We start from the raw sequence: 12,574 nt of genomic DNA, 5'->3' as shown, positions 1-12,574 counted from the left end.
GTGCTTTATCAAAGCCCAGTCGAGCCAGATCCAGCTTGGCGACGTAAAGATCGATAACGCGAACGAGGTGATCCTCGGGGATCAACTCTTCCAGCGAGACCGGAAACAGGCTGGTCTGGCTGCGGGACTGTCCCTGGATGTAGGCCATAACGAAAAATGCTCCGTATCTTTCGATACGGAGCATTTTCTTTGAGCGCTGCGCAGATTGCTAGGTTTTCACACAGTCTGGTGAGGCGGGTTTTTTTGTGGTGCAAACGCTGTGACGAGACATCGGGACCCTTTTGCTTGATATGTCACCTAAAGTGGACTTTACTAGCGTTAACCTATTTTAAGTCCGATATGGGTGACATTTTGCTTCTCGATAATCCAGCAACGTTTGCCCAGCGTATTCGCCAATTGCGCAAAGCCAAGGGCTACAGTCAGGCGCTGCTTGCGCATAGGGCTCATTGCAGCCGCAAAACCATAATCGATCTCGAAGCAGGCGAAAACGTCGCTTTTTATACGGTGTTTAGAGTTATTGCCGCGTTAGGCATGGCGTTGGAGATTGTCGATAACCGAATCGATCTCAAATCACTCGCCGAATTGGTGGAGCATGATGAGTAAGGTGAAACGACTGGATGTCATGACGCCTCAGGGCCATTCGGGCGAGTTGTCCAAAGGTTCGCAGTTTTCTTTCGCTTACCAGTTAGCGTCGCCCCTTAGGGAAGTTTCCCTGGTCATGCCCTATGACCCGACACCGTCGGTGAGCAGCGTATTGCAGCCCATCTTCGATATGAATGTGCCTGAGGGATATCTGGCTGACCAAATCAAGCGGCGCATGGCCAAGCATATGCAAGTGGATGAAATGCGCCTGTTGTCCGTGATTGGCGGTAATCAGATCGGTCGCCTCACGTATGAGAATCCAATAGAACCTTCAGGCTCTGTTCGTGCGCAGGTCGGCCTGCGGGAGATCCTGTCGGCGGAGACCTCTCAGCATGTTTTCGGTTTTCTGGTAGAAACCTACTTCGAGTCGGGCATTTCAGGTGTTCAGCCCAAGGTTCTGGTGCCCGATCTGGACAAGCTGACTGGTAGCCGAAAAACAGTGATCAGCTCCGACCTTATCGTCAAATCAGGAGCGGAAGAGTATGAGCACCTGGCTCAAAACGAGTTTCTTTGTCTGGAAGCAGCGCGGCTGGCTGGACTGGACACGCCGCCTTTCTGGCTCTCCGATAACGGTGAGCTGTTTGTCACGGAGCGTTTTGATCTGACGGCGTCTGATCGCCTTGGCTTTGAAGACATGGCGGTACTGCTGGGGTTAAACAAGGATCCCCACGATAACTATAAATATTCGCAGAGCTACGAAACCCTTGCTGCAGTGATCCGTCAGGTATGCAGGCATGCCGACCCGATACGAGAACTGGAGCGATTTTTTTCATCCGTTTGTCTTTCAGTCATGGTGCGTAACGGCGATGCGCATTTGAAAAACTTCGGAGTGACCTACACGCACCCTGCGGCCACTGAAACGGTGCAGTTGGCGCCGGTATACGATGTCACTACCACCACCGTATACGAGAACTACAACCCCAGGACCGGGCGATCGCTGGTTGACCGTACTCTCGCCATCAAGATGAACAAGGCCAAAGCTTATCCGGATCGTCAGCAATTGATTGAGTTTGGTCGTAAACACTGCGCTGTGGATAAGCCAGCACTGATCGTCGAACGGATAGCCGAGGCAATGAGTCAGGCGCTTTTGATTCACCGACCACGGATAGACGTTGAATTGTTTGCAGGGATGCAACGCGAATGGGACACCGGGCGCATGGTTGCGTTGAATGACTCGGTCGGTTCAGGTTTGAAGCGTCATCCTTTATCAGGCGGCAGAAAAGAAAAGTCTGATAAATGATAAGCGGTGTACCGCTGCCGTGACATTTGCTCCTCAAAGTCGCGTATACGCGACATTTCCCCAAGGCAGCGGCCCGCATGTTTAAAAGCTCGTCCTACAGACGCGGCGTCTGAGGTGGAGATTTCCGACATGTTGCGTCGGTTGTTCGTCGGAAGCGCGGTGGATAGGCTCTACAGGTCGCTGCAAATTCAGCGGCCGGGCGTCGCAGTCCGTTCTCTCACTTGGTGCATAATCGCCGCCCCGAATCACAACGCCTCGGTTTTGTTGTTCGGTCGATGGTGGCTGTGCGCGGAATACCCTCGGGTATGCCGGGTTTCCAAGTGATCCGGTCTGCGACCCCGCGTACAGCTGCCTCCTTCCATCGCGTCGCAGCGATCAGTGGCAGCTCAATGCATCACTTGGAGTTTCACGATGATCAAACCCACACCCAATCCGCCTGAAACCGAAACCTCCCCCTACGAATCCCTCGACTCCAGAAAGCTGCACGACGCCGCCGAACGTGCGCTCGATCATTACCTGAAACCGAACGGCAGCGGGCAAAAGCCGCGCACCCCCAGTGCGATGTTCCAGATCGTCGGTGATATGGACAACGAGAGCCTGCTGGCCCACGCCTGTGAATCCCTTGCATCGGCGAGCGTCATGACCAGTGACATTGCCGCGCATGTCGAGAGCCCGCAGCGCCATACGATTCTGGCGATTGCGCAAATCATCATGCTGGCGGAGCTGGCGGTGAACCGGGTGCTGGATAACGTCGAAGTGGCACAGTCTGCGGCGCCCAGCTGAGTTTGCCGGACTGGGCCTGCTGGCGATCGCAGTGAGTCAGTCGGCAAACAGGCTCAATATCCTCCGTCATCGCGAGCGGGCACACTCCCGTAACGAGTGCGCCCGCAGCAACTCGACCCTATAACTCGTCAGGTTGCAGAGCCGGATGGCCCCGCTTGCGGCAGATTCTGTATCAGCCCCAGCCGGTTGACGCGATCGGCCACCGTTGGAACCGTCATCCTGAATTCGCCTTTGGCGTTGACGTACTTCATCCAGGATTGAGCATGGATATCGTTATCGAGTGCGAACTTGACGGTGGCGTATCGGTTCCGGTTTTCCGATTGCAGAGAAAGCTGGTACCAGTCGCGAAAGTGCTGGTCCGTGATGTTCGTGTATTTACCCTCGGGACCTTTTTGCAGCTTTATAGCCCGGATAGTACCTGGGACGGTCAGCTCGCCTTTTTTTGTCACGAACTTGCTCCACATCAACGGGTGAAGGCGGTGAGTACTGGCGAACGTCTCCGCAGCCTCCCTGGTGGGTTGATTCATGGAAAGCCATATCTGAAAAAGCTCGTCCGTCAGCCTCTCGTATTGTCCGGGCCTGAGCATCGAGTAGCCGAGCGTATTGATTTCTCCAGTGTTTTTTTTCACGAATTTGTTCCAGCTCCGTGCCGGAATGTTGCGCTCGTTGAAAAAGGGTACGGGGTCGAGAGTATGCAAGGGATTTGCGGACTGAGCATTGGCAGTGATTCGTGCATCCCATTCCCTGAGCGCCTTGACGACTCTGCTATCGGCCTTGGGTGCGCCTCCAGGTAGCCGATTCAACGTATCGAGTGTCCAGAGCTGATTGGTCATCCTGCGTAGCCGAAAAGAGGTGAGCGCTCCACTCGGTGTCAGCACGGGGGCAACCAACCCATTGGGATCGTAGAGATTGAATGAGTTCTGAATGCGCAATACCTGCTCTTCACCTTTTGCACCGGTGCTGCGTACCAGCAAGGTATTGGATGGGGTGCGATAGATGCCCGAACCTTCGGCCAGAGATGAACCGGCGGGAATACCGCCCGCGACTGCCAGACGGGAGTTTTCCTGGAGAAAGGCTTTCTGGTAGCCCGTCAGGTCCGCCAGTGTTGTGCTTTCGGCCGGTCTGATCAGCAACTGCAGCGGTTTGATGCCGATACCTGTGGCGCGAGCAACGCCGGTGAGCTGAGTGGTGGCCGTTGCGACTTCGATCAATGTTCGATTTGCCGCCCCGCGACGGACAATCAGCCCGGCGACGTTTTGTCCCAGGCTACGCAGGGCATGGACGGTGCTGCGACCCACTCCGCCCAGCCATTTCATCGCGGATGAAGCCAGCTGTCCGCTCCAGGGCAAAGCGCCCAGTACCGTGGTCACCACCTCGATCCCAAACATCACCTGGTTGAACCGGGACTGGTCAAGCAATTCTTCATTGGTCACGCTTTCAGCGTTTGTCCTGGCTAGCAGGTGAAGATAGTTTTGCCGATAAAGCCCGGCAAACACATCGCCTGTATAAGCGACGAGGCGGTGATTGAGCAGGCGGGTTTTGGGCGGTAATCTTGCCTGGAGCCAAGTCTGCCAGGCGGCGCCACGCATCAGTCGGGGCAAGTCGGTTTCGCTGGCGAGTTCGCGCGGGTCCATGCCATCAGGCGCGCTCGGGGTATACAGCACTCGCAAGTCGGTGTTGGCTGCGGACAGAATCAACACGCCGTTCACGCTTTGCCCGCCGCGGCCATCGGGGGCATTACCGGTGGGATTGAACACCAGAGCGTTGGCTATGACCGCTTGCCCATCGACCTGGACGCGTTTCTCGGGATCTGGAGAAGACAGAACTGCCGACATCCATGCGGCGGCAGTCTTTTGCCTATTGTCGCTGTGCAACACCGTGCTGTATGCGTCCGGGCTCAACCGTGCGAACAAGGCCGCGTAGCCAAGTGTCGCCGCCTGAGTCGCCATCCAGGCTTTTTGCAAGGCTTGGCCTTCGGTGGTGGCGGCCTGCGGAGCGAGGTGTTTGTCGAGCACATCCTGCGCATATCGGTGACCGATGTTCAGCGCCTTGACCCATTGTTCAAGGCATTGTTTGTCCAGCGTGACGGCTTTTCCATTGGCGTCACGCACCCAAACACCCTTCGATGTGGTCAGTGTGGCCTCCAGCAGATGTTCTTCACTCCAGGAAAGACTCTTCTGCCAGGGCTGATTATTTTCCAGCAGCAGATTGGTCAGACTCATGCGTGTGCTCGCGACGCTTTCATGCACCGATGCAAATCCTGATTGGATGCCGGCTCCGACGCGGGTTCGGGTAGTGCGGATCACCAAGGTCTGATCCGGATCAATGCCCTCAGGGTAGGCAGCGCGGACCCGTTCATCCGCACCCTTTTCTGCGAGGAAGGCACGAATTTTCAGCAATACCTGTGCCTTGGCATATTCGGCGATGGTCGGCACAAGCGCTTTCCATTGCTGGCTGAGTTGCAACTGTTTTTCCCCCGCTGTCCGGGCCAGATTCTGCAGCGCCGTACGATCGGCCTGACTGAGGCGCTTTTCCCAGTCCGCCTGCCAGTGATCCAGCAAGAGGCGGTTACGCGCCATGAACGCTCCGGCCATATCCAGCAGTTCGAGTATCTGCGGGCGGGCGTTGCCTTCGCGGTCCGACTCGCCATGGGCCAGACCCATGAGGGTATCGATGTCGGACTGCTGTTTGTCCAGCAGCGTCTGGATGCCGTCGGCAACAAAGTCGTCCTCTATCGGCGCAAAGGTAGAGCGCAGATCACTGCCCCACAGGCCACTTTTCATGTGCTGCACCGCCAGCGGCAAGCCGCTGGCAAATAATTTCCCGACTTCGTCGCCGGCATTGATGCGCGCTACGAGCATGTCACGTAATGCTTGCAGATTCGGCAGCTCTTCAAAGCCTTGCTGCGGCGTATACAGCACGACAAGTCCGGCGCCGCTGCTGCCACTCAGGCCCAGCGTGCTCAGGCTCTTGTGGCCATAGGGCCAATGCGGCAAAACCGGGCTGGAGCCGTCGTTCGAGGTCAGGATGAAACTGCCTGCCAGACGTGCGCCTTTGGCGCTGGCGGTATTCACTGTCAATCGATAGATACCGGGGCGCGCGCCAGGCTTGAAATGCGCCTCCCGGCGAGCGAGGGTCGGAAAACCCAGAGCGCGGTCGATCAGCAGTTTGGCCTGGGGGCTCAACGTCTGATCGGCTGAGCGCAGGCAAGCCTGAACGTTCAGCGCCTGGCGGTGCAGGTCGATCAGGCGCGCCTGTGGGCACGCCAGCTCTGCCGCTAACGGCGTTTGCCAGTAGTCGCGGACTTGCTCGGTCATACGGGCTTGCAGAGCGTCAGCCAATTGCGTCAGCGAACCGTTTTGCACGATCTGCTCGGCTTCGTCGCAGACGGTGGGGCTACTGAATACGCCCTCACTGACAGGGTCGGCCTCTGCTTGCGGCCCTGCTTCATGCTCCTCGGCTGGCACCTTGGCGTTTTCCCAAAGCAATAAAGCGCGTAATGCCTCAAGCAAGGGGCGCGACGACTCGAACTGACGAAGACCGTCCGCGCCGGTGCGATAGCGGGTCACGTAGAGCGCCGCTGGTTCGATGTCGGCAGGCAGCTGTGCAAAGGTCTCGTTGAGCAGGGAGGAAAGCGCGTTTTTCAAACAAGGATGTTTCTGCTCTTCAAGTACATCGCCGATTTGCTGATTGAGTGCGTTCCACTGCTGAATCAGGCGTGTCTGCTGTTCAGCATCGGGCAAAGTGTGGGCGAGAGCGGTGACTTTGGTCGGCTCGGCGCTTACGGGCAGCCGTGCGAGCAAGTCAGGACTGCCGTTGAGGGGTAGCGTCAACGCGGTCTGCAACTGCTTGGCCAAGGCGTCGAAGGTGACAGGAGAACCGCTTAACGCATGATCGACTTCGGCATCCTGCTGCTGCCGTCGCTTTTTCAGGAAGGCATTGAATACGTCGTCGGTAACCGCGGTGTAGCGCAAACGCTGCCCCTGCTTCATTTCTTCGCTGGCCCGGGTTCGGTTATTGAACGCAACGTTGTCGAGCAGCAACATTTTTTCCGGATCAGCCACCAGACGCCGCCGCAGAAAATTCTCCATGGCGTTGAAGTGCTCGAAGACTTCGACGCCGAATTGCGGGGTGTACAGCACGGTCGGACGAGTCCCATGCAATCGCTCGGTGATGATGAAGCAGCCGCTAAGCAGTGCCGACCATTCGGGCTCGTCACTGGAGTGGAGAGTAATGCTGACCACCTGCGCGGGCGTGGCGGTTCGCGTGGTCTCGTGGAGTACGAGGTTTTCGATCAGTTGCCTGCCTTCGGTCATCACCTGCAGGTGCGTGCGGATGTTGTCGGCTGTCGTTTGCAGCGACTGGTCTCCAGGCTTTTTCTGCAATGCCTGCTCAGCCTGGATAAGTTGTTGCCGGGCATCATGCAGTTTCAGATCCGCTTCGAGCCTGAACATCACACGTTGCTTTTGGCTCACGGCCTCAAGGACTGTCAGGGCGCCAGTGGTGGCATGGGGCGAAGACCAGAAAACATCGAGCGCTCGCCAGTACAGCAACGAACTGTCTTCTTGCAGGTCGCGGATCAGGGTATTCACGGCTGCGACTTGCAGGGCAGTGATCTCGTTGTCGCGGCCCGTATCGTACGCATGTGGGTAAAAGCCCACGGCCCTGTCGACCAGGCCGGATGGCGGCTCTTTCTCGAGGGCAGTAGGTATTTTCTGACTGACAATAGCTTCGTGAAGGGCCTGTGTCAGGTTGCGCGTTCGCGTCAGGCGACGCACTCGCGCAGCGCCACCCGGAGCATCGGGCGCGGGCCTGTCATAGACATATTCGTTAAGAAAAACCGCGTCAGGGTCCGGCGGGTTTTCAGGCACGAGCGCCGCCAGGCCCTTGCGCAAATGAGCGGCCATTACCGTGGCGAGAGTTGGCTGCGCATCCAGAAGATGTTTGATGGCGGTGGCGCAGAGCGCCAACCGACGCAGCGTGTCTTCGGCAGAATCGAGAGGGGGAGTCATCACCCGGATTTCCTTTCAGGTTGATTGCCGTGCAGCCCGCCGCGACGGACGACGCTGCACACGAATCGATTATTCGATTCGCCCTAACCTAAAGACTCCCGGGAACGGACCCGGCATACATAACTACTACATCGCGCCTCTTGCTGTTGCCGCTTGTGTCGGCAAGCTTTGCCGGGTCCGCTGCCTGTCGTGTCACTTGTTGTGATCAATATCCAGCTTCGAAAACATCACCTGCCCACCCTCACTGGTGTACCCGGTGTTGTCCTGCACGTACACCCCGGCCTTGAAGTACAACGGCTTGTCACGCCACGTCGCGCTGATCTGTGAATCCCACTGATAACCTGCCGCACTTACGCCCAGCGCGCCACCAGGGCTCAAGTGAATGAGGTAGTTGAATTCGCGATCGAGCTTGATCCCGGTGGCGAGGGTGATGACGCGGCTTTCGGCGTCGTCCGGGCGCATGCGCACTTTGATCACCAGATTGCCGGTCTGGGTTTTTTCCTTGTACTGATATTCGAGCTTGACCATTGGCCGCTGGCTCTCGTACGCATGAATCTGGCCGATGACGATCTTGCCGGAGCTCGGCACCTTGTTCACCGTGAGAGTGGCGCGCAGCAGGTTGTCGGCGTCCGGGTAGTACCAGTTGCGCAGGGTGCCGTTGCTGTAGGTTTCGCGCAGTTCGGTACGCGGGTAGATGGCGTTTTCGGTTTTCGAGCCAGTCACCGGGGACCAGAAGAACAGGGTGCCGGTGTCGGAATGGAAGTACTGATCCTTGAAGCCATCCACCAGTTTCGAGGTTTCGACGGTGTACGGCGGGCTGCCAACAGGAACGCTGAGGTTCCAGGTTGCGAGGTCGATCATGACGGTTCTTCCAATCAATTCATCCGGAACGCCGGTGCCAGAAGCTCTAGCCCGCGCGTTTTCGGGCGTCTTTATAAGCGTAGCGGCAATTTTTGTTAATGCCCGCCCGGCGATTACTTGACGTCAAAGTCCTGTCGAAATGCCATCCTTCCCGGTTTTCGGGGGCTGTAGCGGTGACCGTTAGTCGGTTCGATGGAACATTGGCCAAATGATGGCGTGACGACAGCTTCTGCTTTGCGGCATCCGCGTCTAGAGTGAAGGCTCAGTACGTCTATGGTTTTGCCGGCAACCGGTCCCGATAAGAGAAGCAGCATGGAATGCGCGCAACCCCAGCCAGGTGAAGGCAGCTCGGTCCTTTTGATCGTCGATGATTACCCCGAAAACCTGATCAGCATGCGCGCGTTATTGCAGCGTCAGGATTGGCACGTGATGACCGCCGCCTCGGGTTTCGAGGCACTGAACCTTTTGCTCGAATACGACATCGATCTGGTCCTGCTCGATGTGCAGATGCCCGGCATGGATGGTTTCGAGGTTGCGCGGCTGATGCGCGGCAGCCAGCGCACGCGCCTCACGCCGATTATCTTTCTCACCGCCAACGAGCAATCTCAGGATGCCGTGATCAAGGGCTATGCCAGCGGTGCGGTGGATTACCTGTTCAAGCCGTTCGATCCGCAAATCCTCAAGCCCAAGGTCCAGGCGCTGCTCGAGCACCAGCGCAATCGCCGTGCCTTGCAACGCCTCAGTCATGACCTGGAAGTGGCGCGCGCCTTCAATGCCTCGGTGCTGGACAACGCCGCCGAAGGCATTCTGGTGCTGAGCGAGGACGGCGTGATCCGCTTCGCCAACCCGGCGATTTCGCGACTGCTCAACGCGCCGGTGAAGGATCTGGAAGGCAAGGAGTTTCTCGATTTCCTGCAGAAGCCACACATTCCCCTGTGGGCCGATTCCGAGTTCTACGCCGGCTACCAACGTGGCGAAACCCTGCGCCTGCATGATGCGTTGTTGCGTACTGCGCCGGGGCAGCAAGTGCCGGTGGCATTGTCCTGCGCGCCGCTGCCCTCGGAGCAGCACGCGATGGTGGTGACGGTGCTGGACATGTCGGTGGTGCGTCACTTGCACCAGCAACTGGAGTTCCAGGCCGTGACCGATCCGCTGACCGGGCTGCTCAATCGGCGCGGGTTCTACCAGACCGTGGAAAACCTGCTGTTGCGCGGGGAACGCAGCGACAGCAGCTGGGTGTTGCTCTACCTCGATCTCGATGGCTTCAAACGGGTCAATGACTCCCTCGGCCATGACGCCGGCGACCGCGTGTTGCGCTGGGTTTCCGAGCAACTGAAGGCGTGCCTGCGGCCGTTCGATATTCTCGCGCGCATGGGCGGCGACGAATTCACCGCGCTGCTGGATCTGGAGTTTCCCGAGCAAGCGGCGAAGATTGCCGAAAAACTCATCGAACGGGTATCGGTTTGTCAGCAGATCGAAGGCCTGGATATCGTCCTTGGCGCCAGTATCGGTATCGCTACTTATCCCGACTGTGGCCGTAACCTCGACGGCTTGCTGCGCGCCTCGGACATTGCCATGTACGAAGCCAAGCGTGCCGGCCGTCAGCAATATCGCTTCTATGATCATGAAATGAACGGCCGCGCACGCTCGCGTCTGATGCTTGAAGACAGCGTGCGCGAGGCCATCGAGAATCGCGATTTCAATCTGGTCTATCAGCCGCAGGTGGCGATCGGCAGCGGACAGATCCGTGGTTTCGAAGCGTTGCTGCGCTGGCAGCATCCGAGTGTCGGCGATGTGCCGCCGGGGTTGTTTCTGCCGTTGCTGGAAGAGGCGCGCTTGATCAGTCGCCTCGGCAGCTGGATCTATCACCGTGGCGCCGGCCAGCGCAAAGCCTGGGAAACCTTGTTCGCTGAAGATCTGGTGCTCGGCGTAAGCCTGAGCAATACCCAGTTCGGCCTGCTGAATCTGGTCACTGAATTGCGCCAGGTCATGGAACGCCATGCGCTGCAACCGCGGCAACTGGAAGTCGAGGTCACCGAAGAAGCGTTGATGCAAAACCCGGACGAAACCCGTAAGCAACTGCGGCTGCTGCGTCATCTCGGGGTGCGCGTGGCGCTGGATGATTTTGGTTCGGGACCGTGCTCGCTGGCGCATCTGCGCGATCTCGAACTGGATACGCTGAAACTCGACCGCCACTTGATCGCGCGCTTGCCGGACTCGCCACGAGATGCGGCGCTGGTGCGCATGGTCATCGACCTTTGCAAGCAATACGGCCTGCTGGTAATCGCCGAAGGAGTGGAAACCCTCGAGCAATATCAGTGGCTGCAAGCCCATGGTTGCGAGTACGTGCAGGGCTTCCTCGTCGCGCGGCCGTTGATCGCCGAAGACGCGGTCAGCTTCGTCGAACCGTTTGACTGGAGCGCGTTGCCCGGTTGAATTCGCTACACTGGCGGACCTTTTTCGAACCGCGTCGCTCGTCCATGACTGTGTTGAAGTACCTCCAAGCCTACCCCGCACAATTGCAGGATCAGGTGCGCCAACTGATAGCCGAAGGGCGCCTGGGTGAATACCTGAATCAGCGCTATTCAGGGCGACACGACGTGCAAAGCGACAAGGCCTTGTACAGCTACGCGCTGGATCTCAAGCAGCAGTACATGCGCAATGCGCCGGCCATCGACAAAGTGCTGTTCGACAACCGCCTCGACCTGACCCACCGCGCGCTCGGTCTGCACAGCACGGTGTCACGGGTGCAGGGCGGCAAGCTCAAGGCCAACAAGGAAATCCGCATCGCCGCGCTGTTCAAGGACGCCGCGCCGGATTTTCTGAAGATGATCGTCGTGCACGAGCTGGCGCACTTCAAGGAATCGGACCACAACAAGGCGTTCTATAAACTGTGCGAGCACATGCTGCCGGGGTATCACCAGATCGAGTTCGATCTGCGCGTGTACCTGACGTGGCGGGATATGCAGGCTTGACCAATCAGGAAGGTGTGGATGGACGTCAGCAAGACCAAAAGCAGTTTCTATCGCCGTTTGTACGTGGCCTATCTGATCGACAGTGGCCTGGCGCCGAGTGTGCCGGCGTTGACCGAAGTCACCGGCATGCCTCGACGCACCGCCCAGGACACGATTGCCGCGCTGGCCGATCTGGATATTGTCTGTGAATTCGAACAGGAGGAGGGCGCGCGCAATCATGCGGGGCGCTATCGGATTCGTGAGTGGGGAGCGATTGATCGCGGGTGGATCGAGCGCAATTTGCGGCAGATAAAAGCGGTGCTGGAATACCCCTGATTTCTGCGCCGACGGTTCTTACGCCTTCGCGAGCAGGCTCGCTCCCACAATGGATATACATTCCCTGTGGGAGCGAGCCTGCTCGCGAAAGGGCCCTCAAGAACGACGCATGCCGATGTGCGGAATGTCATCCTCGAGATATTCCTCGCCGACTGCGACAAACCCGTACTTGCCGTAATACCCCTGCAAATGCGCCTGCGCCGACAGATAGATCGGCACCTGCGGCCAGTGCTTTTCGGCCTGCTTCAGCGCCTGTTCCATCATCGCGTGGCCCAACCCTTTGCCACGGCCGGCGGGCGCCGTCACCACGCGGCCAATCACCACGTCGCCGCCCTGGGATTCCGGGTCCAGCAGGCGCAGATAAGCCATCAGCTGATCATCCTCCCAACCCATCAGGTGATGGGTATCGCCCTCCAGATCCTGGCCGTCGAGGTCCGGATAAGCACATTTCTGTTCGACCACGAATACGTCAGAGCGCAGCTTCAACAGGGCGTACAACTGCTCTTTGCCCAGATCACGATGATGTTTGCAGATCCACTCGATTGTCATTTTTCGATTCCTTGACCATGTCGCCCGATACTAAGCGCAGCAGCGCCGTATGTCTGTATGGCGCAACAGTCTGTGATAAAGGTCAAAATGCCACTATTCCTTTCTCACGCTGGCTGCGACTTTGTGTAATCTGCTCAAGAGCACTGTCCACTGGCTCCCATGAGCTAATGTTCAATGCTTGGGTTTTGCCGGTAAGG

The 12,574-nt window shown here is 58.0% G+C and carries 9 protein-coding genes and 1 pseudogene; 6 read left to right on the top strand and 4 right to left on the bottom strand.

The annotated features are described in order from the left end of the window. Positions 1-148: pseudogene (locus OC605_RS26900) on the bottom strand (IS5/IS1182 family transposase); the annotation flags it as partial. Between the two features lie 191 nt (positions 149-339). On the opposite strand from OC605_RS26900, the gene OC605_RS26895 reads away from it, so the two are divergent. The 3 genes from OC605_RS26895 (at position 340) to OC605_RS26885 (ending at position 2,665) form a co-directional block, all read left to right on the top strand. Further along, complete coding sequence (locus OC605_RS26895; protein WP_024014619.1) at positions 340-603, top strand: helix-turn-helix transcriptional regulator; 264 nt, start codon at positions 340-342, stop codon at positions 601-603. Continuing rightward, positions 596-1,882: a type II toxin-antitoxin system HipA family toxin gene (locus OC605_RS26890; RefSeq protein ID WP_262140371.1), complete on the top strand. Its 1,287-nt coding sequence runs from the start codon at positions 596-598 to the stop codon at positions 1,880-1,882. The genes OC605_RS26895 and OC605_RS26890 overlap by 8 nt, the downstream gene beginning before the upstream one ends. Positions 1,883-2,293: 411 nt before the next feature. Next, positions 2,294-2,665 (top strand): DUF6124 family protein, encoded by a 372-nt coding sequence (locus OC605_RS26885; protein ID WP_186568943.1) that lies wholly within the window; start codon positions 2,294-2,296, stop codon positions 2,663-2,665. A gap of 128 nt (positions 2,666-2,793) precedes the next feature. On the opposite strand, the gene OC605_RS26880 is transcribed toward OC605_RS26885, so the two are convergent. Together OC605_RS26880 and OC605_RS26875 are read right to left on the bottom strand one after the other, a co-directional pair. Next, positions 2,794-7,677 (bottom strand): hypothetical protein, encoded by a 4,884-nt coding sequence (locus tag OC605_RS26880; protein ID WP_262140370.1) that lies wholly within the window; start codon positions 7,675-7,677, stop codon positions 2,794-2,796. Positions 7,678-7,869: 192 nt separating this feature from the next. Beyond that, positions 7,870-8,538, bottom strand: coding sequence for a polysaccharide lyase family 7 protein (locus OC605_RS26875; protein ID WP_186568941.1), 669 nt, complete (start codon positions 8,536-8,538; stop codon positions 7,870-7,872). A 312-nt stretch (positions 8,539-8,850) separates the two neighbouring features. Here OC605_RS26875 and OC605_RS26870 point away from each other — a divergent pair, with 312 nt between their 5' ends. From OC605_RS26870 to OC605_RS26860, 3 genes are read left to right on the top strand one after another with little or no spacing between them, the layout of a single operon-like run. Next, positions 8,851-10,974 carry a putative bifunctional diguanylate cyclase/phosphodiesterase gene (locus tag OC605_RS26870; protein ID WP_262140369.1) on the top strand — a complete coding sequence of 708 codons (2,124 nt, stop codon included), beginning with the start codon at positions 8,851-8,853 and terminating at the stop codon, positions 10,972-10,974. A 44-nt stretch (positions 10,975-11,018) separates the two neighbouring features. Next, positions 11,019-11,513, top strand: coding sequence for a YgjP-like metallopeptidase domain-containing protein (locus OC605_RS26865; RefSeq protein WP_073476602.1), 495 nt, complete (start codon positions 11,019-11,021; stop codon positions 11,511-11,513). A gap of 18 nt (positions 11,514-11,531) precedes the next feature. Continuing rightward, positions 11,532-11,828: a helix-turn-helix domain-containing protein gene (locus OC605_RS26860; RefSeq protein WP_003229005.1), complete on the top strand. Its 297-nt coding sequence runs from the start codon at positions 11,532-11,534 to the stop codon at positions 11,826-11,828. A gap of 96 nt (positions 11,829-11,924) precedes the next feature. Here the strand turns inward: OC605_RS26860 and OC605_RS26855 are convergent, their stop codons facing one another. Beyond that, a complete protein-coding gene (locus tag OC605_RS26855; RefSeq protein ID WP_056786498.1) occupies positions 11,925-12,377 on the bottom strand; it encodes a GNAT family N-acetyltransferase in 453 nt (150 codons plus the stop codon). Positions 12,378-12,574: the final 197 nt, after the last annotated feature.

Source organism: Pseudomonas sp. Marseille-Q5117 (assembly GCF_946901175.1).
GTDB lineage: Bacteria > Pseudomonadota > Gammaproteobacteria > Pseudomonadales > Pseudomonadaceae > Aquipseudomonas > Aquipseudomonas iranensis.
This window is presented reverse-complemented; position numbering and strand designations above follow the sequence as displayed.

Bases quoted from the DNA above. Each gene is read 5' to 3' on its own strand.
- OC605_RS26895 (WP_024014619.1), top strand. From the start codon at position 340: ATGGGTGACATTTTGCTTCTCGATAATCCAGCAACGTTTGCCCAGCGT.
- OC605_RS26890 (WP_262140371.1), top strand. From the start codon at position 596: ATGAGTAAGGTGAAACGACTGGATGTCATGACGCCTCAGGGCCATTCG.
- OC605_RS26885 (WP_186568943.1), top strand. From the start codon at position 2,294: ATGATCAAACCCACACCCAATCCGCCTGAAACCGAAACCTCCCCCTAC.
- OC605_RS26880 (WP_262140370.1), bottom strand. From the start codon at position 7,677: ATGACTCCCCCTCTCGATTCTGCCGAAGACACGCTGCGTCGGTTGGCG.
- OC605_RS26875 (WP_186568941.1), bottom strand. From the start codon at position 8,538: ATGATCGACCTCGCAACCTGGAACCTCAGCGTTCCTGTTGGCAGCCCG.
- OC605_RS26870 (WP_262140369.1), top strand. From the start codon at position 8,851: ATGGAATGCGCGCAACCCCAGCCAGGTGAAGGCAGCTCGGTCCTTTTG.
- OC605_RS26865 (WP_073476602.1), top strand. From the start codon at position 11,019: ATGACTGTGTTGAAGTACCTCCAAGCCTACCCCGCACAATTGCAGGAT.
- OC605_RS26860 (WP_003229005.1), top strand. From the start codon at position 11,532: ATGGACGTCAGCAAGACCAAAAGCAGTTTCTATCGCCGTTTGTACGTG.
- OC605_RS26855 (WP_056786498.1), bottom strand. From the start codon at position 12,377: ATGACAATCGAGTGGATCTGCAAACATCATCGTGATCTGGGCAAAGAG.